Origin of the sequence: Kitasatospora sp. NPDC056138 (assembly GCF_042264695.1) — a bacterium.
Taxonomy (GTDB): domain Bacteria; phylum Actinomycetota; class Actinomycetes; order Streptomycetales; family Streptomycetaceae; genus Kitasatospora.
In genome coordinates this window covers 40,358-66,324 of the sequence record NZ_JBHJVK010000023.1, presented here as the reverse complement: position 1 = coordinate 66,324, position 25,967 = coordinate 40,358, and the positions used below count along the sequence as shown (strand labels likewise).

Genomic DNA, 25,967 nt, shown 5'->3' with positions numbered 1-25,967 from the left:
CCGCCGCCCCCGCGGCCCCCCCGCACGCCCCGCCCCCGGCGCGCCGGGGCCCCCCCGCCGGGGCCCGCCCCCTCCCCCGCCCCCCCCCCCACGCCGTACTTCCAGTCCCGCCAGGACCTGCCAGAACCCGCCGTCCCTCCAGGAGCGCTCCGACCGTCCGTACCGGAGGGCTTCGGGCTGGAGGGTCAGCGTGCCGCCGCGCGGCGGACCGTGTCGATCGAGGTGACACCGGTCGGTCGCCAGACCCGGTCCTGCGCGGGCTCCCGGGTGGAGCGCGGCGGAAGCTCGGTGACGGTGTGCACGGGCCCCTCGGCCCAGGAACCCGAGTGCGGGTTGCGTCCGCGCCGACCGTCGCCGAGCGACTGCCAGCCGCTCGGCGTCAGGGCGATGTACGAACCGCAGCGCAGACCGTGCAGGGTGGTGGCGTCCCGGAGCGCCCACATCCACGCGCCGTCCTGCTCCGTCCAGTCCCCCGAGCCCTCGCGGCAGCGCAGCAGCACCGCCGTTCGGGTGGGCCTGGCCTGCCGCAGGTCGTGCGGGGTCACCTGGCGCAGGTGGGTGAGGATCGCGTTCCGGTGGTGCCAGCCGTCCTCGACGTACGGCCGTGGAGCGAACGAGGCGGAGGCCGTCATGCGGTGCCGGGCGTCCAGCACGGCCACCACGGTGGTGCCCGGTTGCGGAAGGTGCAGCCGGTGCAGCTCGGCGACGAACTCACGCGGCGCGCGCAGTAGCGGGATCCCGGCGCCGGCCCAGGTCTCCAGGTCGATGGACCGTTTCCGGGCGGTGGGATACCGAGGTCGATCGATGCCGCTGATCGCGATCCTCCTGACCCGCCCGCCGGGCGTACCGGTACCCGCGTACGCCGAAGGCCAGGTCCACTGGACCAGGGGCGGGGTACGGACCAATTCTCAGGTCAGACCGGCCCGACCGGCAACGACGACTTGATGTACGCCGCCCGCATTCGGACGATCTGCCGGACATATTCCGCATCCGGGCGGGCGCCATTCGCCCGGTGGCCGAGACGTTGGCCGGAAGTTTGGCCGACACGCCGCGCGGTGGCCCGGACGGCTGCCCGGAGGGCTATTCGGACGCAGGTTCGGGCGGGTGTCCGGGGGCCTGCCCGGGCACCCGCTCAGGTCGCGTGCGGCCGTCCGGGCCGACGCGCGGCGGCGGCGCGGCCCGGCTCACGCCTGCACCGCCAGGACCAGTGGCAGCACCGCACTCGCACCGGCCTGGCGCAGCAGCCGCGCTGCCACCGTGACCGTCCAACCGGAGTCCACCAGGTCGTCGATCAGCAGTACCGGACCGGGTGTCGCGGCCAGCGCCGACGCCAGCCCGGTCGGCACCACCAGCGTGCCGGCGAGCGAGTTGAGCCGCTGTGCACTGTTGCTGCGCGGGCCGTGCGGCGACCGGCCGGTGGCGTACTCGATCCGACCCAGCAGCGGCAGCCGTCCGATCCCGGCGAGCTCCGAGGCCAGGCTCTCCACCAGCATCGGCCGGGTGACGGACGCCATCGCGACCACCCCGACCGGCCGGGTGAGACGACTGCCGTCGGCGGCCTCGGGGCCGGCCCAGCCGCCGGGACCGCGTGCCCAGTCGGCGAGCACGTCGACCAGTGCGTCCCGCACCTGGGCCGGGACCGGGCCGTCGGGTGCCTGCTCGGACAGCAGGGTGCGCAGCCGGGTGCCCCAGCCGATGTCCGAGAGCCGGCCCAGGGCCCGACCGGTCTCGGCCTGCTCGCTCGCCGGGATCCGTCCCTTGAGCTGTACGCCGAGAGCGTCCATCCCGGTGGGCCAGAGCCGGCGCGGTTCGAAGGTCACCCCCGGCCGCCCGAGCGCGGCCCTGGCGGCGGCGAGGGCATCGGCGGAGACCTCCGGCGAGTGGCGTGGGCCCGCGCAGCTGTCGCAACGGCCGCAGGCCGTGGCCTCCTCGTCGTCCAGCTGGCGCCGGAGGAACTCCATCCGGCAGCCTGCCGTCGCCGCGTACTCGCGCATCGCCCGCTGCTCGGCCTCACGGGATGCGGCGACCTTGGCGTAGCGCGCGGCATCGTAGGCCCAGGCTGCACCGGTGGCCGTCCAGCCCCCGCGCACCCGGCGGACCGCGCCGTCCACGTCGAGCACCTTGAGCATGGTCTCCAGCCGCGCCCGGCGAAGATCCACCCGGGGCTCCAGGGCGGCTGTGGACAGTGGCCGCCCGGCCTCGGCGAGCGCGTCGATCGTCCGGCGGACCTGCTCCTCGGCGGGGAAGCCGAGCGAGGCGAAGTACCGCCAGATCGCCTCGTCCTCGCGGCCCGGCAGCAGCAGCACCTCGGCCCGCGCCACACCGCGCCCGGCCCGGCCGACCTGCTGGTAGTAGGCGATCGGCGAGCTCGGCGAACCGAGGTGCACCACGAAGCCGAGGTCCGGTTTGTCGAAGCCCATGCCGAGAGCGGAGGTCGCCGCCAGGGCCTTGACCCGATTGGCCAGCAGGTCGGCCTCCGCGGCCCGCCGTTCGGCGTCCTCCGTCCGGCCCGAGTACGAGGCGACCCGGTAGCCGCGGGCACGCAGGAAGGCCGTGACCTCGTCGGCCGCGGCCACGGTGAGGGTGTAGATGATGCCGGAGCCGGGCAGTTCGTCGAGGTGGTCGGCCAGCCAGCCGAGGCGGTGCGCGGGGTCGGGCAGCGACAGGACCCCGAGGCTGAGGCTCTCCCGGTCGAGCGGGCCGCGCAGCACCAGCGCGCGGGTGTCGGTGCTCGGTGTGGCTGCGGCGCCGGAGGCGGCCGTCGTCCCGGGGGTGGTCGCGGTGCCGGATCCCGCGCCGGACCCGGTCGTGGTGCTCGCGGAGGCGCCGGTGCCCAGCTGCTCGGCGACATCGGCGGTGACGCGGGCGTTGGCGGTGGCGGTGGTGGCCAGAACGGGCACGCCGGGGGACAGGTCGGCGAGCATCGTCCGCAGGCGACGGTAGTCCGGCCGGAAGTCGTGGCCCCAGTCGGAGATGCAGTGGGCCTCGTCGACCACGAGCAGGCCGGTGGAGGCGGCCAGCTTGGGGAGCACCTGGTCGCGGAAGTCCGGGTTGTTGAGTCGCTCCGGGCTGACCAGTAGGACATCGACCGAGCCGGCGGCGACCTCGGCCTGGATCCCGTCCCACTCCTCGGGGTTGGCCGAGTTGATGGTCCGGGCGTGGATCCCGGCTCGACCGGCCGAGTCGACCTGGTTCCGCATCAGGGCGAGCAGCGGAGAGACGATCACGGTCGGGCCGGCGCCGCGGGCGCGCAGCAGGGCGGTGGCGATGAAGTAGACGGCCGACTTGCCCCAGCCGGTGCGCTGGACCACCAGGGCGCGGCGGTGGTCGATGACCAGGGCCTCGATCGCGAGCCACTGGTCCTCGCGCAGTACGGCGTCGGGACCGGCCAGCTCGCGCAGCACGTCCTCGGCCTGAGCCCGGACGGCGGCGCGGTCGGGGGCGGTGTCTTGGGCTTCGATGGGTGCGTGCATGGCTCCATGCATACCGGGTGGGACGGACAACCGGCGAACAGGGGAAATGTGCGGTGTTGGGAATATCAGCAGACAGTCTGCCGAGTGGGCGCCATTTGTCCTGAAGTCTAGGCAATTTCGTTTCACTCGAACGAGTGAGTTAATGCTGTACCCCCCGGTTTGTCCACAGGCGGGAGCCGACTTCAGCCGGAGGGGTCCGGGCTGCGGCACGCTTCCCGGCATGAACGAGGACCTCACTCCCACCGCACCGTCCGGGCCTGTTCCCGGGCACCCGTCCAACCAGCCGCCCGTCCGGATGCGAGGACCGGCCGACATGGCCGAGATGCTGCCCTACCTGCTGGGTTTCTTCCCGGACGACAGCATCGTCGCCGTGGGTCTGCAAGGACCCTCCCTCCACCAGGGCGGGGTGATCAGGATCGACATCCCCGACGACGCCGCCCAGTGGGGGCCGGTCGCGACGGACACGGCACGGCTGCTGGTCGAGCTGTCCGAGCAGCGCGATCGCCGCCCCGACCAGGTGCTGCTCTATCTCTGTCGCGATCCCGCAGACGGCGACGGCCGCAGCGTGGTCGCGGCGCTCAAGCCGCTGGCGCAGCACCTGGCGCAGGCGTTCGGCGACCGTGGTGTGGTGGTGAAGGAGTCCCTCTGCGTCTCCGCCGGCCGCTGGTGGTCCTTCCTCTGCGAGGGGACGGGCTGCTGCGACCCGAAGGGCGTCCTGGTCCGTCCGGCCAGGACGGCGAGCCCGGCCGCGGCGGCGGCCACCTTCGCGGGCGTGGCACCCAGAGGCAGCCGGAAGTCGATCGTCGCGGGCCTGGCGCCGATCGGGGCACCCGGCGACGTGCCGCAGCGTGTCGCGATCGAGCGGGCGGGCCCGCTGCTGTTCCACGAGATGGTCGGGCCCGGCGGCCGCCAGGCCGCGCTGGCGCGCACGGTGGAGCTGCTCGACGAGACCATGGCCGAGTTCCAGGCCGGTGCACGCGAGGTCAGCCCCGAGTGCGCGGCGAGGCTGCTGGTCGGCTTGCAGGACAAGATGGGCAGGGACCGTGCGGCCGAGTACGCGGAGTCGGAGGAGCTCGGCTCGGCCCAGCGGCTCTGGCGCTTCCTCGCGCAGCGTTGCGTCCCGCCGTTCGAACACCTCGCGGTGGCTCCCCTGACACTGCTCGCCTGGACGTCCTGGCTCGCGGACGACTCCGCAACGGCCCGGGTCGTGCTGGCGAGGGCACTCGACCTCGACCCCGAGTACACGCTGGCGCAGCTGCTCTACGAGTCGCTCAACGGCGGGCTGCTGCCGGATCAGCTGCTCGACAGCGTGCGCCAGGAGCGGGCGGGCCACCGGGACGTGACCGCCCCGCCCGTGCCGGTCGCGGAGGCCGCTGTCACAGGGGCACCCGCCGCGGAGAGACCGCTTGTTCCGCCGCCGGCTGCCCACCCGTCAGCTGGTGGCGGGCCGGAGAGCGTCCCGGTGGGGCATCGGCTGCCCGGTGGTCGGGAGACGGCTCGGTCGTCGGGAGGCGCACCGGAGAGAGCCCCGGAGGGTGAGGAGGACGGCCCAGCCATCCCGGGTCCGGACTCGGCGTCTCCGGGCGGTGCGGGCGCAGATGCACACTCGGGCGACGGCGACGGCGACGGCGACGGCGACGGCGACGGGCTGGGCTCGCGCGACGGGCGAGGTCCCGGGGCCGACCACGGCCCGCCCAGCCGGGCGGCTGATCCGGTGGAGCGACGGCACTTCGGCCGGAGCGTCCTGCGCAGTCAGGTTCGCCAGGCCGGGCGGCTGCTGTCGGGCAGGCTCCGAACGGCGGGGCACGGGGTCACGGCGGCTCAGCACGGCGGCATTCCCCAGTGCGACGCCAACGCCCGGCGCAGGGCCCCGAGGGGGAGCAGGAAGCCGGCATGAGCCAGTCCTCCTCGCCCCGGGCCGTCGCGCCCGTCAGGCCCCGGTCGGCGGCCGCCACGCAGTGGCCGCCGACCCGCCCCCGGCGCGGAGCCCCACCGGTCGGGTGCGTTGCCCGCCTGGGCCGGTGGGCCGTGGCTCGGCTACAACTCGCCGCGCGCCATCCCGATCAGCCGGTCCAACACCGCACCACCGCTCACTCGCAGGCCGTCGTGCTCCCACTCGTTGGTCACCCAGGTGCGCAGTCCCCGCACCGCGCGCGCGGTCTCCAGGGAGTCGGCGGTGTCCACGAACATGTCGTCGTGGAACACCGCCGCAACCACCGGCACCCGGTTCTCGGCCAGCCGAGCCGGGTCGTAGAGGTCGGCCCAGTCGCGGCGCTCGGCGAGCAGCCGGGCGACCTCGCGCAGCGGCTGAAGCGCCGGGTCGGTCTCGAACAGCGCCGGGTAGATCATCTCGCCGGTGAACAGCACCGGCCGACCTTCCGCCAGTGCCAGTTCGGCGTCGAAATCGGGGAACTCCTTGCGCACACGCTCCGCCGCCCAGCCGGTACCCGCCGGGTCCACCGAGCGCTGGCCGTAGATCGACTCATGCAACACCGCGTACAGCGGTCCATGGGCGAAGGACAGCTGCGCCTGGACAGCACCAAGGAAGGTGTCCGACAGCTCCGGTCCGTCGACGCCCTCGACCCAGGCCTCCTCCAACAGGTAGTGCAGGGTGTGCGAGCCGGTCCCGGTTCCGAGCAGCATGCCGAGCCCCTGGAAGCCCTGCACGGTCAGCAGGCCGCCATCGGGGAGCCGGGCCGGTCGCCCGACCAGGTGCTCGGCGATCCGTCGGACGCGGTCCACGTCCTGGGGGTAGCGCGCGTAGTGCGCCTCGTTCTTCGTTGCCACGCGCGGGTAGGCGGCGCGGTACACGTCCTCCGCCGAGCTGCGCAGCCCGGCCAGACCGCCCGTCACGAACGCCTCCCGCAGGCCCTCCGGAGCCAGCGACAGGTAGGTGAGGGTGCAGAAGCCGCCGAAGCTCTGGCCGAGCAGGGTCCAGCGGCCGTCGTCGCCGAGCAGCCGACGGCGGATCGACTCAGCGTCTCGGACGATCGAGTCGGCCCGGAAGTGGGCGAGGTAGTCAGCCTGCTGATCGGGTGTGCCGCGCCGAGCGAGGGTCTGCCGATTCGCCGGAGTGGAACGCCCGGTGCCGCGCTGATCGAGCAGCAGTACCCGGTAGTCGTCCAGGGCGCGGGTCAGCCAGGTGTCCCGGCCGAGCGGGCGCCCGGCCTTGCCGCCGGGCCCGCCCTGGAGGAACAGCAGCCACGGCAGCTCGTCCGACTCCCGCCCCGCGGCGACCACTTCGCGGGCGTAGACCTCGATCTGCTCGCCGTCGGGCATCTGGTAATCCAGCGGCAGCTGGAAGACGTGGTCGGTCGTGACGATCCCGGGCAGTCGACTGGTGGTGGACATGCAGTTCCTCGGTGTGAGCTGGTCACGGGTGTGGGGCGACGGATACCAACGGGGTTCCCGGTGCGAGGCCCGCCGCCCCGCACCGTATCCTGACGCCGTACCGGAGCCGGTACGGCAGGCAGCCCCGAGGGCCGGCCGGCCCTCGGGGGAGCAGCTCCGTTCGTGCAGGTGCCGTCAACTGCATCCACGGCTGTCGGACCGCAGCCCGAAACAGCCCGGAGCAACTCGGAACCGGCCGCTGGCTTGGCACTCGACCCAACCGATCGAATCCTTGGCTCGATTCACCGCGGTTCGAGCGGATTTCGAGTGGATGTCGACGCCACTCGATGCGGGGCGGCGCTGTCGGAGCGGTTGTCGGCGGCATGGCGTGACCTGGGGGAGGTGCGCTGCGTTCATCCTGCGGGGTGCTGTTCCCACGGGTGTTGCCACCCACCGATCCGGTGTCGAGTGCTCAGGAGGCGGAGGTGCAAAGGGCGGGCCGTCCTGGCTCCGTCCGTGAGCGGAGTGCGGTGGTGCTCGGCGGGGCCGACCCCGGATCGGACGAGGAACGGCAGGCCGGGCAGCAGACCTGACCGGCGCGTCTGAAGGCTGGTGGCGGGGACGGGCGGAGCCGGAACGCCGGGTTTTCGGGGCGCTGTTGGGGGCGGTGCCGAGGGCAGGGCGGAGAGCCCGGCCGCTAGCGGGGTGGTTCACCCGTACCGGCGGCACAGACATCAGATCGCGATCGAGCACGCTCGCGGCCGACCGGTGCGGCAGCCGTCGGTCGGCCGAGGGAGGAGATCCAGGTGACCGCCATGAGGCCACCGGAGGCAGTGCCGCAGACAGCGCTGCCGACCGCACCACCGTCCGTACCGCAGTCCGCACCACCGGCATCGACCGGTCCCGGCCCGGCGGTCGTTCCGGCCTCCTCGCCGGTGCCGACCGTGCCACCGCCGTGGGCCGACGCGCCGTTCGCGACGTCGCGGCCGGGGCTGCCTCGGTCCGGCTCCGCCCAGCCGGGCGGGTCTGCCGCCGCTGCCGGCGCGGTCATGCCCGGGGCGGCTCCGGTCGAGGCCACCCCGCGCCCTGCGGTCCGCCCCGACCAGCCGCGCCCGCAGCAGCCGCCCATGTACACGGCTGCCCAGACCGCGGCCCATGCCGCGGTCCTGTGCGTGAATGCTCCGGCGATGGCCGCTTCAGGGGCCGACGGTCAGCTCCGCGGCCAGGGCCTCCACGGCTTCTACCGCTCGGGCATCCGGGTTCTGGCCCGGATGGAGCTGCGCCTGGGCGGTATCGAGCCGCTGCCCCTCCAGGGCGCGCTGACCTCGACCGCCGAGGCGCGCTTCGTCGGTGCCGTCCGCATTCCGGGAGACCCGGATCCGGACCCGGCGCTGACCGTCGAGCGGCTCCGCCACGCCGACGGGGTGGAGACCATCACCGTCCGGAACGCGGGCGGCCGTCCTGCGCACCTTCCCTTGGAGATCGCACTCGGGACGGACCTCGGCCTGCTGGCCGACACCGCCGCCGGACGGCGCCTGGCCGACCTCCCGGGCCAGGTGCAGTCGGCCGGGCTGCGGTGGGCCAGGCCGGGGCACAGCGCCACTGTCGCGGCGCGCCCGTCCCCGCACGCCGTCCTCGCCGGGGCCGGGGTGCTGCGCTGGGACTTGGAACTGCAGCCCGGTGCCCGTTGGTCGGTCGAGTTGCGGGCGGAGATCGAGTCCTCGGTCCCGACGGCCTTCCGTCCGCCGGCAGGTCGAGCCCAGGGGGTGCCACTGCCCTGGTCGGAGCCGGCCGTGCGGTGCGACGACTCCCGGGTGGAGCTGCTCGTCCCGCGCTCCCTGGACGCGCTCGGTGGTCTGCTGCTCGCCGACGCCGACCGCCCGACGGACCTCTACGTCGCCTCCGGTGTGCCGTGGCGCTTCGGGCTGACCGCGGCCGAGGCGCTCTGGGCCGCCAGACTGTTGCTGCCCCTCGGTACACGTCTTGCGGCCGGGACGCTGCGGTCCCTGGCACGCCGTCAGCACCATGGCGCCGGTTCCACCGGCCTCGGCGGCCCGGCAACCCGGACGACGTCCGGTACCGCGAGCACTGTGAGCGCCCCAGCAGCCTTTGCGGCGCCAGGTGCGGCAGGCGGGTCCGCTGCGGGGCAGGATCCGTGGGCCCGACCGGAGGGTCTGCTCCCGGGCGGGCTGAGGCACGGCGGCCCGGAACTGCCGCCGTCCTGCACGGCCACCGAGGCCACGCTCCTCTTCGTGACTCTGCTGGCCGAGGCGTGGCGCTGGGGGCTGCCGGAGCAGGAGGTCGCCGAGCTTCTCCCGGCCGCCGAGCGGGCCCTCGCGGCCCTGCGGGCCAACGTGAGCGACGACTCGGGGGCCTTCCCGGCCGAAGGCCCGAGCAGTTCGGTGACCGACTTCGTGACCGACCTCGGGCGCTCTGCCGAGGAGCGCGCCGCCCGCCCGCTGCCTGCGCGCTGCGAGGTGCAGGCCCAGGCGTACCGGGCAGCGCTGCACGGGGCCGAGCTGCTGGACGCCTTCGGCCGCCCAGGCGGGGCGGAGTGGCGGGTGTGGGCGGCCGGCCTGCGTGAGCGCTTTCGAGAACAGTTCTGGATCGACGACCTGTCAGGGGGGCGCCCGGCGGCGGCGCTCGCCGGTCCGGGGCGCCCGGTGCCAGCCGTCGCGGCCTCGTTCGTGCACCTCCTCGACCTCGGCCTGTCGTCCGACGGCGCGTACCACGAAGGTCTGCTCGACCGGGAGCAGACCCGGGCGCTGGCCCAGCGGCTGGCGGCCCCCGAGTTCGACTGCGGCTGGGGCCTGCGGACGCTGAGCACGAGGTCCCCGCGGTTCAACCCGCTCGGGCACCGCAGTGGCGCTGTCAGGGTGCACGAGACCGCACTCGCCGTGGCGGGCCTGTCCGAGGCGGGGTTCGAACGGGAGTCCGGCGCCCTGCTGGAGGGTCTGCTGGATGCCTCGACGCACTTCGAGGGCCGACTGCCCGAGATGTACGCGGGGGAGCAGCGGGTGTCGGGCTGCCCACCGGTGCCGCACCCGGCCGCCTGCCGCCCTGCGGCGGTGTCGGCGGCTGCGGCGGTCCACCTGGTGCTCACCCTCGCCGGTGTGCGTCCCGACGTCCCGGCGGGGCGGGTGGTGGTGCGTCCGGCCAGTACGGCTCCGTTGGGAGAGCTGGAGCTCACGGGACTGCGGGTGGCCGGGGAGCCGTTCTCGGTCAGGGTCAGCCGGATCGGTGTCGCCGTGGTGGAGGAGGCGCCGTCGGCACTTCAGTTGGGAGCCCGCTGACGGGAGTTTGCTGACGGGAGCGGGCCGAGCCGGAGCGGACGTCGGGCGAGTGGCGGCCGGTCGACCGGTCCGAGCGGCGCCGGGCTGACGTGACGAGGTGAGGCTGGGCCGGGACTGGCGGACGGTCGGCGGGGAAGTGTGGTCTGTGAGCCGAGGAGGGGCCCGATGGTGCAGTTCGACAGACCTGTCCGGTCCGGCCTCGCTCAACCCTGTGCTTATCGTCAGAAAGACGACTATGATCGTCGCCATGTCGCGTTATGACCGGTCGGCCTTCCCCCCGTTCGCTGTCACGGTCGACCTGGTGGTGCTGACGGTGCGGGAGCACGCGTTGTGCGCACTGCTGGTACGCCGTGGTGAGCCTCCCTTCCAGGGGTACTGGGCGCTGCCCGGTGGCTTCGTCCGCCCGGACGAGGGTCTGGCCGAAGCGGCCTCCCGAGAGCTCGCCGAGGAGACCGGACTGCGCGCCCACTCCACCCCGGGCCAGGGCTCGGCCGGTGCGCACCTTGAGCAACTCGCGACCTATGGCCACCCTCAACGCGACCCCCGGATGCGGGTGGTCAGCGTGGCGCACCTGGCGCTCGCTCCCGACCTGCCCACCCCGCGTCCGGGCGGGGACGCCCGCAGCGCCCGCTGGGCACCGGTCGCCGAGCTGATCGGACAGGGCCCGGACGAGGGTGTGCCGCTGGCCTTCGACCACGGCGGGATCCTCGCCGACGGCGTGGAGCGGGCTCGGTCCAAGATCGAGTACTCCTCGCTCGCCACCGCCTTCTGCCCGCCGGAGTTCACCGTCGGTGAGCTGCGCCAGGTCTACGAGGCCGTCTGGGGTGTGGCGCTGGACCCGCGCAACTTCCATCGCAAGGTCACCGGCACCCCGGGCTTCCTGGTGCCCTCCGGGAGCACCACGACCCGTCAGGGCGGCCGTCCGGCACAGCTCTTCAAGGCGGGTGGGGCGACCGTCCTCAACCCGCCGATGCTCCGTCCGGAGTCCTGACGGGTCGGCCCGGCACCCGGTGGGCCCCGGTGAACTGATCGTCTGTCGCACCTGTCGCCTGATTGAGTGAGCTGCCCGGCCACACCGTGCGCGGTGCATCCGTAATGCCCGAATTCTCCGATGGTGCGCCCTAGTGTGCTGGCGCGGGCACGCACCCGGAGACCAATCGCGATGCCCGAGGACCCGGTCGGCCGAAGACGTGGGAGCAGGCATCGATGATCCAGATCACCGGACTGACCAAGGTCTACCGTCGGGGCCGCCCACCGGCTCTGCTGGACCTGACCTTCGACACCCGCCCCGGCGTGGTCACCGCGCTGTTGGGGGCCGAGGGCGCGGGGAAGACCACCGCTCTGCGGCTCATGGTGGAACTGGAGCGCGGAACGGGCATCACGCTGTTCGACGGGCGTACCTATCGCAGGCTGCGCCGTCCCGAGCGGGAGGTCGGCGTGATGCTCCCCGGCGGGCGTCCGCTGGCGGGGCACCCGGGGCGCCGAGCGCACAGCCATCTGAGGATGCTGGCCGGAGCGGTCGGGGTGTCGTCCGCACGGGCCGATGTGCTGCTCGACCAGACCCGACTGGCCGCGGTCTCGTCCCACCGGCTGCGCAGCTTCTCGCCCGGCATGCATCGACGGCTGGCGCTTGCCGCAGCCCTGCTGGGTTCGCCGCACACGCTGCTGCTCGACGCCCCTACCGAGGGCCTGTCGCCCCGGAACGTCGAGTGGTTCCACTCGTTCCTGCGCTCCTTCGCGGTCTCGGGCGGGACGGTGCTGGTCACCACTCGCAACCCGCAGGAGGCGTCGGTCCTGGCGGACCGGGTGATCACGCTGGACCAGGGTCGGCTGCTCGCGGACCAGACGGCCATGGAGTTCCGCCGGACGCGACTGCACCCGGAGGTGTCCGTTCGCGGCCCGCAGATGGCCCGACTGGCCGACCTGCTCGCCGGGCAGGGGGCCCAGGTCCGGCGGGACGGCGGTGCCGGCATCGCGGTGAGCGGCATCGACCGCACCGAGATCGGCGAACTCGCCTACCAGAACGGCATTCTGCTGCACGAGCTGTCCGACCGGGTGGTCGAGCAGCCGGTCCCGCGCCCGAACCTGCCGTTCGCCCCGGGCAGATCGGGCCGGGTCCGACTCCAGCCCGCAGCAAGGGCCGCGGCGAAGCCCGCAGTCCACCCTGCTGGACAGCCCGTAGCGCGGTCCGCAGCGCAGTCCGAGGGCGCCTCGACGTCGGGGGCCCTCCCGGTGGGCACACCGGCGACCGGCGGGGAGCTGGTCGGTCCCAGGAGTACCGCATCGGCCCAGTCGGTGATCGGACGGCCCGGGCAGTCTGCGGGTGGCCGGGCACTCGGCAGGCAGCCCGGTCGGGCCGGTGGCCAGTCGGCGGATCAGCCGGCAGGGCGGTCCTCGGCCGACCGCCCGACCCAGGCCGACCGGTCGGCGTCGCCGTCGGTGTCTGTGCCGACACCGGGGCCGGAGCCCGAGCTCACCCTGCTGTCCCAGCCCCTGCCCGGCCTCGACCACCACCGGAGCGAGTGAATCGTGCGAGTCCTTGCCTACGAGCTGCGGCGCCTGCGCGGCCTCCGTTCCACCTGGTGCGTCCTCGCCGCGGTGCTGCTCGGTGACGCCGCCGTGGCCGCGGTGATCGCCCATCAACTGCCGTCGGGGCTCCTCTCGGTGTCCACAGCCGTCCGTTCGGTGACCGCGGTCGTTCCGCTGCTGCCGCTCCCGATCGCCGCGCTCGGGGCGGGCGCTCTGGGCGCCCTCTCGTACGGGCACGAGGTCCGGCACCCCGGTCTCGCGGCCTCGCAGGTCGCGTACCGGCGGAGGATCGGGCTGCTGGCCGGGAAGCTGGCGGTGATCGGCCTGCTCGCGGTGGCGCTCGCGGTGGTCACCGTCGTGCTGGACGTCGTGGTGCTGCGCTTCGCGCTCCCGCTGCGGGTGGACGCCGGGCGGCTGTTCGCCGGGGACGCCCCGAGCCTGCTGTCCGCCGGTCGGCCGCTCGCGGTGTTCGGGGCCCTGGTGGTGCTGGCCGGCTGGTCGGGGGTGCTCACGACCTCGCTGGTGCGCAGTGCGGCCGCCGGGATGCTCATCCTCTGCGCGCTCCCCGCGCTGTTGGAGCCCGCACTTGTGCTGGCGCTCCGCCAGGTGGGACGGCCGTTGCCGGACGAGGTGCGCGAGCTGCTGCCGTTCCAGTACGGACAGGACTGGCTGGGGGTCACGCCCCAGGGCGCCGCCCCGGCGCTCGGTCCGACGCTGAGCCCCGAACTGCAGTCGGTGCTGCAGCCGGTGTTCCTGGCGGCCTCGCTCGCCCCGGCGGCGACACTCCTGGTCGCCTGCCTCGTGGTGCAGGCCCGGCGTCGGGCCCTCTGACGGTCACCGCCGTCCGGCCCGGTGCGGCCCTCGTCGCCGGGCCGGGCGGACGGGCTCGGTGGCAGCCCGTCAGGGTTGCCGGAGGGAAGAGATCGAAACAAGTGCTTTCTGCCTGATAAGAAGTCAATTATCCGATCATGGGCGATCACCCTTTCGTGTGCTTTTCACGAGAATTCTCAAGCCGGCCCCGCCGATCGCCGACAAAGGACGTGTGAGTACCCTTGCGCACCCCACCATGACCGCAGCTCGATCGGCAGACCCTGTCGGCGCCGGCGAGCTGGACCGCTTCTCGTACGCCGATCGGCCCACCCCGCCCGTGCCTCGCTGGGAAGGCGCGGAGACCGACCTCACCCGGGTCGGCCGGAAGACCACAAGCAGCCGTGGCCGTGGCCTCCACGGCCAGCTGGTTCAGCAGCTCGGCCAGATGATCGTCTCCGGCGACCTGGGCGCCGACCGCCCGCTGGTCCCCGAGGAGATCGGCCAGCGGTTCGAGGTCTCCCGCACCGTCGTCCGTGAATCGCTGCGGGTGCTGGAGGCCAAGGGCCTGGTCAGCGCCAGGCCGAACGTCGGCACCCGGGTTCGCCCGGTCAGCGACTGGAACCTGCTCGACCCCGACATCATCGAGTGGCGGGCCTTCGGGCCGCAGCGGGACGAGCAGCGCCGTGAGCTGTTCGAGCTCCGCTGGGCGATCGAGCCGCTCGCCGCCCGCCTCGCTGCCGGACACGGCCGGGAGGACATCCAGCAGCGGCTGGTGGAACTCACCGAGGTCATGGGCCACGCCGGTGCCCAGGGCGACCTGGTCAGCTTCGGCCGGGCCGACGCCGAGCTGCACGCGCTGGTCCTGCAGCTGGCGGGCAACCGGATGCTGGAGCACCTCTCCGGGATCGTCGCCTGCGCCCTGCAGGTCTCCGGGGGCGCGGCGACCACCTGTGAGCGCCCGTCCGACTCCTCGGTCAGCCTGCACGCCCGCCTGGTCGACGCGCTCGGCACCGGGGACGGCACCGCCGCCGAGGCGGCCGTCCGGGCGCTGCTCACCGTCCACCCGGAGATCGAGCCCTCGGTGCCGGGACCGCGCGAACACTGACCCGATCGGCGCTGCCCGGCTGAGCACCGGCCCGACGGGTCCGGGCCCGGCGGGGCCGAGTCCGACCGGGCCCGCCCGACGGCTCCGAGCCCTGCGGTCCGCCCGACGGGGAGCCGCCCCGGCCGGCCTCAGCGGGCGGGATCGCACCGCCGGGACCGGGCACCGCCCGGGGATAATGGGCACCCACGGCCCTTCGGCTGAACCGCCCGAGCTTCGCGACTGCCGCAGTCCTCGGACCGCCGTGGTCGCCCAGCCGTCCGAGGCAGCCGGAGGGCCGTGCCCGTGCCGAAATGCCGGTGTGACCGGCGACACGATGGCCATGCGTAACACTTGAGGTGCGGCAGCGATGTGTACGGAGCGGAAGCAGCTCCGGAATACCAGCCAGTGTCAGAATGCTGTGTTGGTCTGCGGCGCTGCTGCCGTCCTACAGACCCAGTCCTCAAGCCCCGAGCCGGTCGGAATCGACACCGCGCGCCGTCGCGTGTTCTTTCCCCGCCCCCTCGGGCGGCCAGGTACGGGGTTCGAGTCCACTCATCGTCCGAGAGGTTGTTCGTGTCGGCCAGCACATCCCGTTCGCTTCCCCCCGAGATCGCCGAGTCCGCGGCTCTGCTCGCGCTCATCGAGCGGGGCAAGGCCCAGGGGCAGATCGCCGGTGACGACGTGCGCCAGGCGTTCGAGGCAGACCAGATCCCGGTCACCAAGTGGAAGAACGTCATGCGCAGCCTCAACCAGGTGCTGATTGAGGAAGGGGTGGACCTGATGGTCAGCGCTGCTGAACCTGCCGGGTCCAAGCGCAAGAGCGTTGCCGCCAAGAGCACCACCAAGCGCACCGCGACCAAGGCTGTCACCACTCGGACCCCGACCGCCCCCACCCGTCCCCCGGTGCGGATCGCCCCTGCTGCGACCCCGGCCGTCCCGGCCGTCGCCGCGGTGGTGTCCACCACCGAGGTCACGGTGGTGGAGGGCGTCGAGGTCACCGAGATGAAGGCCGTGGCCAAGAAGGTCGCTGCCCCCGCGAAGAAGGCCGTGGCCAAGAAGGCCGCTGCACCGGCCAAGAAGACCGCTGCCAAGAAGACCGCCGCCAAGGGCAAGGGCGACGAGGAGCTGCTCGGCGAGGAGGAGCTGCTCGAGGACGCCGCGCTGCCCGGCGACAAGGCCGAGGGCGACGCGCCGGAGGAGGAGTCGGAGGGCTTCGTCCTCTCCGACGACGACGAGGACGACGCGCCCGCTCAGCAGGTCGCCGTCGCCGGTGCCACCGCCGACCCGGTCAAGGACTACCTGAAGCAGATCGGCAAGGTCCCGCTGCTCAACGCCGAGCAGGAGGTCGAGCTCGCCAAGCGCATCGAGGCCGGCCTGTTCGCCGAGGACAAGCTCAGCGCCGCCGACAAGCTGGCGCCGAAGCTCAAGCGCGAGCTGGAGATCATCGCCGAGGACGGCCGCCGCGCCAAGAACCACCTGCTGGAGGCCAACCTCCGTCTGGTGGTCTCGCTGGCCAAGCGCTACACCGGCCGTGGCATGCTCTTCCTGGACCTGATCCAGGAGGGCAACCTCGGTCTGATCCGTGCGGTCGAGAAGTTCGACTACACCAAGGGCTACAAGTTCTCCACCTACGCCACCTGGTGGATCCGCCAGGCGATCACCCGCGCGATGGCCGACCAGGCCCGCACCATCCGTATTCCGGTGCACATGGTCGAGGTCATCAACAAGCTGGCCCGCGTCCAGCGCCAGATGCTCCAGGACCTGGGCCGCGAGCCCACCCCGGAGGAGCTGGCCAAGGAGCTCGACATGACCCCGGAGAAGGTCATCGAGGTCCAGAAGTACGGCCGCGAGCCCATCTCGCTGCACACCCCGCTGGGTGAGGACGGCGACAGCGAGTTCGGTGACCTGATCGAGGACTCCGAGGCGGTCGTCCCGGCCGACGCGGTCAGCTTCACCCTGCTCCAGGAGCAGCTGCACTCGGTGCTCGACACCCTGAGCGAGCGCGAGGCCGGTGTGGTCTCGATGCGCTTCGGCCTGACGGACGGTCAGCCGAAGACGCTGGACGAGATCGGCAAGGTCTACGGGGTCACCCGTGAGCGCATCCGCCAGATCGAGTCGAAGACCATGTCCAAGCTGCGCCACCCGTCGCGTTCGCAGGTCCTGCGCGACTACCTGGACTGATCCCGGATCGTCCCCGAGGGGCCCGGAGCCGTGCGCTCCGGGCCCCTCGGCATGTCCGGACCGGGCGGAGCCGAGGGATACCCGTCATCCGGCCGCGCGTCGGATCCCTCGTCAGGGTGGTGCGGTGGCGGGCGTCGGCACTTTGCGTAGTCGATCACATACGCTGTGCCGGTTGCCTGCCGCCGAACCTGTCTGGAGAAACCGGTGCTGCCCATCCTGGACGCCCATCCGGCCGTGCTGCCCCGCAGGCGTCGCCGCCGGGCGGTGGCCCTGGCGCTGCTCGCCGCCCTCCCCGTCCCGCTGATCGCACTCTCCGCCGCCGTACCCGCCGCGGCGCAGCGGCGGGTGGTGGGCGGTGCGGCGGTCAGCACCGCCGCCCACCCGTGGATGGTGGCGCTGTCCAGTCGCCGGGAGTACGGGAACGCCCGGTCCGGGCAGTTCTGCGGCGGCACCCTGGTGGCGCCGACCAAGGTGGTGACGGCCGCGCACTGCTTCTACGACGAGAGCAACGGCCGCCGGGTGGACCGCCCCGGGCTGCGGGTGATCGTCGGTCGGGACGACCTCACCCGGCGGGACGGCAGGGAGGTCGAGGTCCGCGAGGTGCGGATCCACCCGAACTACGCCTACGCGGCCAACATGCAGGATGTGGCGGTCCTCACGCTCGCCGAGCCCCAGCCGGCCACCGCCGTCCTCGACTACCTGTCGCCGGGCGAGACGGAGCCGTACGCACCCGGCACCCGGGCGCAGGTCTTCGGCTGGGGTGACACCAGGGGGGACGGTAGTTACTCGAACACGTTGCGCAGCGTCGAGGTGCCGATCGTCGCGGACGAGATCTGCGCGCACGCCTATCCGGGCGGCCCGGACGGGGCGTTCGACGCCCGGGGGATGGTCTGCGCCGGGGAGGAGCACGGCGGCAAGGACGCCTGCCAGGGCGACAGCGGCGGCCCGTTGGTGGTGGCCGGCCGTCTGGCCGGGCTGGTCTCCTGGGGCACCGGCTGTGCCGATGCCAACCACCCCGGTGTCTACACCAGGGTGGCGGCGGTCTCGGAATGGCTGCACTCGGTGATCTGACGGGCACACCACGTGCGCCTTCCCCGACCCCGGGTGTCGGGGTGAACACCCTTCGACGTGCGGTCAGTTCGGCGAAGTCTCGGGAAATGCCACAGCCGGACGGCAAACCCCTTGCGGGGCCTGCCGTCCGGCTGTTGTCGGCCTGGCTCGACTCAGCTCGCCGGGCGAGCGTCGAGGTCAGCGCTCGTCGTCGGTGGCCGAGGCGGCGGTCGTCGAAAGGCGACCCGTCTCGTCCTGTATCTCGACGGCGATCTTCTTGAGCTCGGGCTCGAACTTCCGGCCGTGGTGGGCGCAGAAGAGCAGCTCTCCGCCGCTTGCGAGTACGACGCGCAGGTATGCCTGGGCGCCGCAGCGGTCGCAGCGGTCAGCCGCGGTGAGCGGGCTCGCAGGTGTCAGAACAGTAGTCACGTCGCCTCTTCTCTAGCTCGACGAGCTGTCGTACCAGGGTCAACATCCAACCAGGCCGAAATCGTTCCCGCTCGTGGCTTTTCTTCTCTGAGGATTCTGCTGTGTTGTTGCTGAGGACGTGCCCAGGGCGCCGGTGGTTCATGCGTACCGATTCCCGGGATCCGCTTCAGCCCTCGAACGTCCTAACGAAGCGAGGTCGAGGTCCGCGTAGCATAATCCTCTGCTGGGTTGGAGCATAAGCCCCGTCCCAGGCACCGGTAGCCTGCATCGCAGCAGTTCCGCCGCCTGTTGTCCGCGTCGCGGTCCGCCAGGACCCTTGGGGGCAGGTGGAGATGGCGCTCCCGAGCCCCGGTCTTCGACGCGGGTCTTGTTCGCGCAGCGCGTACAAGCTGCGCGGGCCGGGCCGCCTGTGTCTCAGGCATTGGGAACACTGTGCGAGTCGGCCCGGTGACCGGGTCGGAAGTCAGTCGAGCGTCGGGCGGAAGTCGGACGGGTCAGAACTTCAATGAGGAGCACCGCGTGAGCGCTGAAAAAACCGTGCCGTCCGGCTTGTTGGCCGGAGACGACGGTTCCAATTACACCGCTCGGCACCTGCTCGTCCTGGAGGGCCTGGAGGCCGTCCGCAAGCGTCCGGGCATGTACATCGGGTCAACGGACAGTCGCGGTCTGATGCACTGCCTCTGGGAGATCATCGACAACTCGGTGGACGAGGCGCTCGGTGGTTTCTGCGACCGGATCGAGGTGCTGCTGCACGAGGACGGCTCGGTCGAGGTCCGTGACAACGGCCGCGGCATCCCGGTCGACGTCGAGCCGAAGACCGGCCTGTCCGGTGTCGAGGTCGTGATGACCAAGCTGCACGCGGGCGGCAAGTTCGGCGGTGGCTCGTACGCCGCCTCCGGCGGTCTGCACGGCGTCGGCGCCTCCGTGGTCAACGCGCTCTCCGCCAGGCTGGACGTCGAGGTGGACCGCGGCGGCCACACCCACGCGATCAGCTTCCGGCGCGGGACCCCCGGCATCTTCACCGAACTCAGCCCGGACGCACCCTTCGACGCGGCGAGCGGCCTCACCAGGAAGGGCAAGGCGCCCAGGGGCCGCACCGGCACCCGGATCCGCTACTGGGCCGACCGGCAGATCTTCCTCAAGGACGCCAGGCTCTCGCTGGAGAGCCTGCACAACCGCGCCCGCCAGACCGCCTTCCTGGTCCCCGGCCTCACCATCGTGGTCCGTGACGAACGCCTCACGGAGAGCGAGAAGGCCGAGGAGACCACCTTCCGCTTCGACGGCGGCATCGGCGAGTTCACCGAGTTCCTGGCCCCCGACAAGCCGGTCTGCGACGTGCTGCGACTGCGCGGCGAGGGCAGCTTCAAGGAGACCGTCCCGGTCCTGGACGAGCTCGGCCACATGACCCCGACCGAGGTCACCCGCCACCTCGGGGTGGACATCGCGCTGCGCTGGGGCGCCGGTTACGACTACACGCTGCGCCCGTTCGTCAACATCATCGCCACCCCCAAGGGCGGTACCCACGTCACCGGGTTCGAGCGTTCGCTGGCCAAGACCGTCAACGAGGTGCTGCGGGCAACCAAGTTGCTGCGGGTCGCCGAGGACGACATCACCAAGGACGACGCCACCGAGGGCCTCACCGCCGTGGTCACCGTCCGGCTCGCCGAGCCGCAGTTCGAGGGCCAGACCAAGGAGGTGCTCGGCACCTCCGCGGCCAACCGGATCGTCGCGGCCGTGGTGGCCAAGGAGCTCAAGGCCTTCCTGAGCTCCACCAAGAAGGACGAGAAGGTCCAGGCCCGCGCCGTCCTGGAGAAGGTGGTGGCCGCCGCCCGCACCCGGGTCGCCGCCCGCCAGCACAAGGAGGCGCAGCGCCGGAAGACCGCGCTGGAGACCTCCTCGCTGCCCGCCAAGCTGGCCGACTGCCGCAGCGACGACGTCGAGCGCAGCGAACTCTTCATCGTCGAGGGCGACTCGGCGCTCGGCACCGCCAAGCTGGCCCGCAACTCGGAGTTCCAGGCACTGCTGCCGATCCGCGGCAAGATCCTGAACGTGCAGAAGGCGTCCGTGAGCGACATGCTCAAGAACGCCGAGTGCGCCTCGATCATCCAGGTGATAGGGGCCGGTTCGGGCCGCTCCTTCGACATCGACCAGGCCCGCTACGGCAAGGTCATCTTCATGGCCGACGCCGACGTCGACGGATCGCACATCCGCTGCCTGCTGCTGACGCTCTTCCAGCGCTACATGCGGCCGATGGTCGAGCAGGGCAGGGTCTTCGCCGCAGTCCCGCCGCTGCACCGGATCGAGCTCACCAGCCCCAAGCGCGGCCAGGAGAAGTACCACTACACCTACTCCGACGCCGAACTGCGCAGCACCCTGCTGGAGTTCCAGCGCAAGGGACAGCGTTGGAAGGAGCCGGTGCAGCGGTACAAGGGCCTCGGCGAGATGGATGCCGACCAGTTGGCCGAGACCACCATGGACCCGCGCCACCGCACCCTGCGCCGGATCAACCTGGGCGACCTGGAGCAGGCCGAGAGGATCTTCGACCTGCTGATGGGCAACGAGGTCGCGCCCCGCCGGGAGTTCATCGTGGACTCGGCCGCCACCCTGGACCGCTCGCGCATCGACGCCTGACGCGCACCCGTACGAAGGGGCCCTCCACCTACGGGTGGAGGGCCCCTTCGTCGTGCGGATCAACCCCGGCTCCGAGGACCGGGCCGCGCGCGCTCCGTAGCGTCGAGGGCGTCAAGGAAACACCGTCGTCTGGTCGGAGAACCCGATGTCTGCCCTCGTCAACGTCCTGATCGCGATCGCCGTGATGGCCCTGGTCGTCAGCCGTCAGATGCGAGCCCGCAAGTTCGACACCGAGCGCCGGTTCTGGCTGCTGCCGCTGATCCTCGCGGTCATCGCGCTGCGCGACCCCAGACTGGTCGACCCGGCACACCGGGCCGAATCGGTCGGCCTGCTGATCGCCTCGGTCGTCGTGGTGCTCGCCGTGGGGTCGGTCTGGGGCTGGACCGTCCGGCTCTGGCGGGACCGTGACGGCGCCGTCTGGGCCCAGGGCACCAGGACCACTCTCGCCGTCTGGGGCGGCATGATCGCCATCCGGCTCGGTCTCTACGCCGTCGGTGCGGCACTCCACGTGCAGCAGAGCAGCAGCGCCCTGCTGCTCAGCCTCGGTGCGCTGCTCCTGGTCCGCGGCCTGGTGGTGAACTGGCGGGCCCGTAGCCTGGAGCAGCCCTATGGTGCCGTCGGCGTCTGAGCCGGCCGCCCGAGTCGTGGGAGGACCGTCCGTGCCGTTGCAGGAGTGGACCCGCTGGCCGTCGCGGGAGGGGCTGATCGACGACCGTCAGAGCACCCCCCGGAGGATCATCTCGTTGGGCACCCGGCTGGTGCTGCTCACGGTGATGACCTGGGGCACCTACTCGCGCGGCCACTTCGGGTCCTGGGAGGCCGTCGCGGTGGGGGCGGAGATCCTGGCGGCGGTCGTCCTCACGGTGGCCTTCTTCCGGCTCACCCGGGCCCAGCGGCTGGGGCCCGCCGTCGCGGCCACGGTCGGGCTGCTGGCCCTCGCCGCGCTGGCCGAGTGGCAGCACGCCGTCTCGCTGTCGGACATCCTCTGGCTCGGCATCGGGGTCATCGCGCTGGTCCGGCTGCCACTGGGGGCGGCCGCGGTGGCGGCGACCGTCACCTTCGGCGCGTACGCCCTGGTGAGCTGGGACAGCTGGCTGAGCACGGCCAGCACGGTCGGCGGTCTGGCCCTGCTCGGATACCTGCTGCGGCTGGACACCGAGGCCCGGGGCAACGCCAAGCGGATGCTGTCCCAGGAACGGGCCGCACATGCGGCCAGGGCCGAGTCGGCGGCGCTGGCCGAACGGGCCAGGATCGCCCGGGAGATCCACGACGTGCTGGCGCACAGCCTCTCCGCACAGCTGGTGCACCTGGAGGCGGCCCGGCTGATGCTGGACGCCGGGGCCGAGCGCGAGCAGGTCAGGGAACGGGTGGTGGCCGCCCGGCGGATGGCCCAGGACGGCCTGGCCGAGACCCGGCAGGCGCTGTCGGCGCTGCGCGGCGAGTTCACGCCGGTGGGGGAGTACCTGGTGGAGCTGACCGGTCGGGAGGGCGCGGTGCTCACCGTGCAGGGCATGGCCAGGCCCCTGGTCGCCGAGGCCGCGCTGGCGGTCCGGCGCACCACCCAGGAGGCGCTCACCAACGTTCGCAAGCACGCGCCCGGCAGCCGCGCCACGGTGCGGCTCGCGTACCTGGAGGGGAGCGTGGAGCTGGAGGTGCGCAACACCCGTCCACCGCGTGGCGCGGGGGCGGGAGAGCTGGCTGTCAGTGGAAGTGGGTACGGTCTGCTGGGGATGCGCGAACGCGCCGAACTGCTCGGCGGCGAGTTGCTGGCGGGCCCGGAGGACGGAGGGTGGCGCGTGCTGCTGCGGGTGCCGGCGTGAGCGGGGCCGGGGCATGAGTGAGCGGAACGAGGCGGGGGCACCCGTGGCCGGCGGCCGGGGCAGGCCGGCCAGGGTGGTGGTGGCCGACGACCAGACGGTGGTGCGCGAGGGGATCGTGATGCTGCTGGGGTTGCTGCCGGGCATCGAGGTGGTCGGTGCGGCGGCCGACGGCGAGGAAGCCGTGCGGCTGGTGGCCGAGCAGACCCCGGACGTGGTGCTGATGGACCTTCGGATGCCGCGCTGCGACGGCGTCGAGGCCACCCGGCGGATCCGGGCCGAGTACCCGCACACCGAGGTCGTGGTGCTCACCACCTACGCCGACGACGCCTCGCTCTTCCCCGCCCTGCAGGCCGGCGCACGCGGGTACCTGACCAAGGACGCCGGCGGCGAGGAGATCGCCCGGGCCATCGCGGACGTCCGCTCCGGCGCGGCCGGGCTCTCGCCGCAGGTGCAGCTGCGGCTGCTGGAGCGGCTGTCGCAGGCGCCCGCGCCGGACGCCGCCGGGCAGCGCGGGTCCGCGCCGGGCGGGTCGAAGCCGGCGACGCGGGCGGAGCTGCCCGACGGGCTCACCGTCCGGGAGGCCGAGGTGCTGGCGCTGATCGCCGACGGGCTGTCCAACGCCGAGATCGCGCGGGAGCTCTTCGTCAGCCAGGCGACGGTGAAGACGCACATCAACAACCTCTTCGCGAAGACCGCGGTCCGGGACCGTGCGCAGGCGGTGGCGTACGCGTTCACCCATGGGATTAGGCGCAGTTCGTGAGCTGACGCTTCGCTCACCTGATCGGGTGAACGAATCTGCAACCGGCCGTAAGGGTGTGCGCAGGGCCACCATCATGGTGCGGTCAGCGGGTGCGCGGAACCGCATCCTCACCCTCCGCCGCCTGCACCACCCCATACCGACGTCGCAGCCCCACGCGGTGTCGTAGGTCCAGGAGCAGCAGTGGCACAGCAGGAGAGGTTCGACTGGTGGGCGGCAGAGCCCACCGGGCGCAAGGCGGTCCTCCGGTCACCGGTGGGACGCCTCGTACCGGGGCGTCCCACGGTGGTCCCGGCCGCGGAACCGTCGCCGGTGGACTCGCCGCTGCCGGACTCGCCGTCGGCCGTCGGCCCGGTGCCGGTGGTGGCCGTGGTGCCGTCGGGGTCGGCCGGGCCGTCCGGGGCCGCAACCGATGCCGCCGAGGTCTACCGGGCGGTGCAGGCCAGCGCGCCGTTCCAGGAGATCCGGCGCGGCTACCGCGGTTTCGTCTTCCCCGCCACCGCGGCCTTCCTGCTCTGGTACCTGCTCTACCTCGGAGCACAGGCCGCCGCCCCCGGGTTGATGCGCGGCCGGGTCGTCGGCCCGCTCAACGTCGCCTGGCTGCTCGCCCTGCTGCAGTTCGGCTCGACCTTCGTGATCACCTGGCTCTACGCCAGGAACGCCCGCGACAAGCGCGACCGGGCCGCGCTCGGGCTCCGCTGGGACACCCAGGACCAGCTGCGATGACCCCGACCCCGGACCCCAACGTGCACGGCGCGACCGCCCAGCCCGCCGCCTCGTACCTCGCGCCGCACCCTGCGCCGCTCACCACCGTGCCGCCGCACCCGGCGCCCGCACCGGCCCACTCCGGCATCGGGACGCTGACCACCGGAGCGCACCACGAACTGGCGGTCGTCCTGTTCGCGGTCATCGTCCTGGTCACCCTCGGGATCACGCTCTGGGCCGGACGGCGCGGCCAGGCCGCCGAGGACTTCTACACCGGCGGACGCGGCTTCACCTCGCTCCAGAACGGCTTCGCGCTCTCCGGGGACTACCTCTCCGCCGCCTCCTTCCTCGGTGTCACCGGCCTGATCGCCCTCTACGGCTACGACGGCGTGCTCTACAGCATCGGCTTCCTGGTCGCCTGGCTGGTGGTGCTGATGCTGGTCGCCGAACTGGTCCGCAACGCCGGCCGCTACACCCTGGCCGACGTGCTGGCCCTGCGGATGCGCCAGCGTCCGGTGCGGGCCGCCGCCGGTACCGCCGGTGTGGTCGTCACCCTGCTCTACCTGATCGCGCAGATGGTCGGCGCGGGCAGCCTGGTCGCCCTGCTGCTCGGCACCGACAGCGGCCTCGCCAAGACGCTGACCATCGTCGGGGTCGGCGGACTGATGATCATCTATGTGACGGTCGGCGGTATGCGGGCCACCACCTGGATCCAGATCGTCAAGGCCGGGCTGCTGCTGGTCGGCGCCGCGCTGCTCACCGTACTGGTGCTGGCCCGCTTCCACGGTGACCCGTTCGCGCTGATGCGGGCCGCCGCCCGGGGCAGCGGCGTCGGCCGGGCGTACCTGGAGCCGGGGCTCAAGTACGGTGCGACCGCGACCAGTCGGCTGGACTTCTTCAGCCTCGGCCTGGCCCTGGTGCTCGGCACGGCCGGTCTGCCGCACATCCTGTCCCGCTTCTACACGGTGCCGACGGCCCGGGCCGCCCGGCGCTCCACGATGTGGGCGATCGGCCTGATCGGCGGCTTCTACCTGATGGCCATCGTGCTCGGCCTCGGGGCCACCGCCATGATCGGCGCGAAGACCGTGCGGGCCGCCAACCCGGCGGGCAACACCGCGGTCCCGCTGCTCGCCCTGGACCTGGGCGGGGGTGCGGGCAGCACCGGGGGAGTGGTGCTGTTCGCGCTGATCTCGGCGGTGGCCTTCGCCACCATCCTGGCCGTGGTCGCCGGACTCACCCTGGCCTCCTCCGCCGCCTTCGCCCACGACCTCTACGCGCGGGCCTGGCGGCGGCCCGGGAGCCGGGAGGTGACGGAGCGCCAGGAGGTGGTGGCGGCCCGGGTGGCGGCTGTGGTGATCGGTGCCACGGCCATCGTGCTGAGCCTGTTCGCCCAGCAGCTGAACGTGGCCTTCCTGGTCGGTCTCGCCTTCGCGGCGGCCGCCTCGGCCAACCTGCCGACCCTGCTCTACACCCTGTTCTGGCGCCGCTTCACCACGCGCGGTGTGGTCTGGTCGGTCTACGGGGGGCTGGTCCCCGCGGTCCTGCTGGTGGTGTTCTCGCCGGTGGTCTCCGGGACGCCGTCGGCCCTCTTCCCGGGGGTGGACTTCCACTGGTTCCCGTTGGAGAACCCCGGGCTGGTCTCCATCCCGATGGGTTTCCTGGCCGGCTGGGTCGGCACCGTGACCTCGCCGGAGGCCGCCGATGCCGATCGGTACGCCGAGCTGGAGGTCCGTTCGCTGACCGGAGCGGGCGCCGCGTAGCGGTCCGCTCGGCCGCCGACTGTCGGGGGCGCGGGGGGGGGGCGGGGGGGGGGGCCCCCGCCGCCCCCCCCGGCCCCGGGTTCGGGGGGGTTCAGGGGGTCGGGGGGGGACCGCG

General features: G+C 72.8%; 18 protein-coding genes. 14 read left to right on the top strand and 4 right to left on the bottom strand.

The window, feature by feature from the left end:
- Window positions 1-185 precede the first annotated feature (185 nt).
- Both ACFC1R_RS16730 and ACFC1R_RS16725 read right to left on the bottom strand, forming a co-directional pair.
- A complete protein-coding gene (locus tag ACFC1R_RS16730; RefSeq protein WP_375939202.1) occupies window positions 186-806 on the bottom strand; it encodes a hypothetical protein in 621 nt (206 codons plus the stop codon).
- Between the two features lie 378 nt (window positions 807-1,184).
- A complete protein-coding gene (locus ACFC1R_RS16725) occupies window positions 1,185-3,473 on the bottom strand; it encodes a DEAD/DEAH box helicase (RefSeq protein WP_375939131.1) in 2,289 nt (762 codons plus the stop codon).
- Between the two features lie 220 nt (window positions 3,474-3,693).
- Between ACFC1R_RS16725 and ACFC1R_RS16720 the strand changes: the two genes are divergently transcribed.
- Window positions 3,694-5,370: a DUF4192 family protein gene (locus tag ACFC1R_RS16720; protein ID WP_375939130.1), complete on the top strand. Its 1,677-nt coding sequence runs from the start codon at window positions 3,694-3,696 to the stop codon at window positions 5,368-5,370.
- A 140-nt stretch (window positions 5,371-5,510) separates the two neighbouring features.
- On the opposite strand, the gene ACFC1R_RS16715 is transcribed toward ACFC1R_RS16720, so the two are convergent.
- Window positions 5,511-6,824: an alpha/beta fold hydrolase gene (locus ACFC1R_RS16715; RefSeq protein WP_375939128.1), complete on the bottom strand. Its 1,314-nt coding sequence runs from the start codon at window positions 6,822-6,824 to the stop codon at window positions 5,511-5,513.
- A 1,166-nt stretch (window positions 6,825-7,990) separates the two neighbouring features.
- Between ACFC1R_RS16715 and ACFC1R_RS16710 the strand changes: the two genes are divergently transcribed.
- From ACFC1R_RS16710 to ACFC1R_RS16680, 7 genes are all read left to right on the top strand, one after another.
- Entirely contained in the window at window positions 7,991-10,096 is a 2,106-nt protein-coding gene (locus tag ACFC1R_RS16710) for a glycogen debranching N-terminal domain-containing protein (protein WP_375939126.1), read from the top strand.
- Window positions 10,097-10,343: 247 nt separating this feature from the next.
- A complete protein-coding gene (locus tag ACFC1R_RS16705; protein WP_375939124.1) occupies window positions 10,344-11,087 on the top strand; it encodes an NUDIX domain-containing protein in 744 nt (247 codons plus the stop codon).
- Between the two features lie 215 nt (window positions 11,088-11,302).
- Window positions 11,303-12,622, top strand: coding sequence for an ATP-binding cassette domain-containing protein (locus ACFC1R_RS16700; RefSeq protein ID WP_375939122.1), 1,320 nt, complete (start codon window positions 11,303-11,305; stop codon window positions 12,620-12,622).
- A gap of 3 nt (window positions 12,623-12,625) precedes the next feature.
- Window positions 12,626-13,456 carry a hypothetical protein gene (locus ACFC1R_RS16695; protein ID WP_375939120.1) on the top strand — a complete coding sequence of 277 codons (831 nt, stop codon included), beginning with the start codon at window positions 12,626-12,628 and terminating at the stop codon, window positions 13,454-13,456.
- Between the two features lie 157 nt (window positions 13,457-13,613).
- On the top strand, window positions 13,614-14,540 hold the full coding sequence (locus ACFC1R_RS16690; protein ID WP_375939118.1) for a FadR/GntR family transcriptional regulator: 927 nt from the start codon (window positions 13,614-13,616) through the stop codon (window positions 14,538-14,540).
- Between the two features lie 552 nt (window positions 14,541-15,092).
- Window positions 15,093-16,700 carry an RNA polymerase sigma factor gene (locus tag ACFC1R_RS16685; RefSeq protein WP_375939116.1) on the top strand — a complete coding sequence of 536 codons (1,608 nt, stop codon included), beginning with the start codon at window positions 15,093-15,095 and terminating at the stop codon, window positions 16,698-16,700.
- A gap of 207 nt (window positions 16,701-16,907) precedes the next feature.
- Window positions 16,908-17,771: a trypsin-like serine protease gene (locus ACFC1R_RS16680; RefSeq protein ID WP_375939200.1), complete on the top strand. Its 864-nt coding sequence runs from the start codon at window positions 16,908-16,910 to the stop codon at window positions 17,769-17,771.
- A 177-nt stretch (window positions 17,772-17,948) separates the two neighbouring features.
- Here the strand turns inward: ACFC1R_RS16680 and ACFC1R_RS16675 are convergent, their stop codons facing one another.
- Window positions 17,949-18,179 (bottom strand): hypothetical protein, encoded by a 231-nt coding sequence (locus ACFC1R_RS16675; protein WP_375939114.1) that lies wholly within the window; start codon window positions 18,177-18,179, stop codon window positions 17,949-17,951.
- A 519-nt stretch (window positions 18,180-18,698) separates the two neighbouring features.
- On the opposite strand from ACFC1R_RS16675, the gene ACFC1R_RS16670 reads away from it, so the two are divergent.
- The 6 genes from ACFC1R_RS16670 to ACFC1R_RS16645 all read left to right on the top strand — a co-directional run bounded on the left by ACFC1R_RS16670 (window position 18,699) and on the right by ACFC1R_RS16645 (window position 25,852).
- A complete protein-coding gene (locus tag ACFC1R_RS16670) occupies window positions 18,699-20,810 on the top strand; it encodes a type IIA DNA topoisomerase subunit B (RefSeq protein ID WP_375939112.1) in 2,112 nt (703 codons plus the stop codon).
- 145 nt (window positions 20,811-20,955) lie between these two features.
- The gene (locus tag ACFC1R_RS16665) at window positions 20,956-21,438 is read left to right on the top strand and encodes a DUF1453 domain-containing protein (RefSeq protein WP_375939110.1); all 483 of its coding nucleotides are present in this window, start codon (window positions 20,956-20,958) and stop codon (window positions 21,436-21,438) included.
- A gap of 31 nt (window positions 21,439-21,469) precedes the next feature.
- Window positions 21,470-22,630 carry a sensor histidine kinase gene (locus ACFC1R_RS16660; protein WP_375939108.1) on the top strand — a complete coding sequence of 387 codons (1,161 nt, stop codon included), beginning with the start codon at window positions 21,470-21,472 and terminating at the stop codon, window positions 22,628-22,630.
- A gap of 13 nt (window positions 22,631-22,643) precedes the next feature.
- Window positions 22,644-23,390, top strand: coding sequence for a response regulator (locus tag ACFC1R_RS16655; RefSeq protein WP_375939106.1), 747 nt, complete (start codon window positions 22,644-22,646; stop codon window positions 23,388-23,390).
- 180 nt (window positions 23,391-23,570) lie between these two features.
- The gene (locus ACFC1R_RS16650) at window positions 23,571-24,113 is read left to right on the top strand and encodes a DUF485 domain-containing protein (RefSeq protein WP_375939104.1); all 543 of its coding nucleotides are present in this window, start codon (window positions 23,571-23,573) and stop codon (window positions 24,111-24,113) included.
- On the top strand, window positions 24,110-25,852 hold the full coding sequence (locus ACFC1R_RS16645) for a cation acetate symporter (RefSeq protein WP_375939102.1): 1,743 nt from the start codon (window positions 24,110-24,112) through the stop codon (window positions 25,850-25,852). Before ACFC1R_RS16650 ends, ACFC1R_RS16645 begins: the two co-directional genes overlap by 4 nt.
- Window positions 25,853-25,967: the final 115 nt, after the last annotated feature.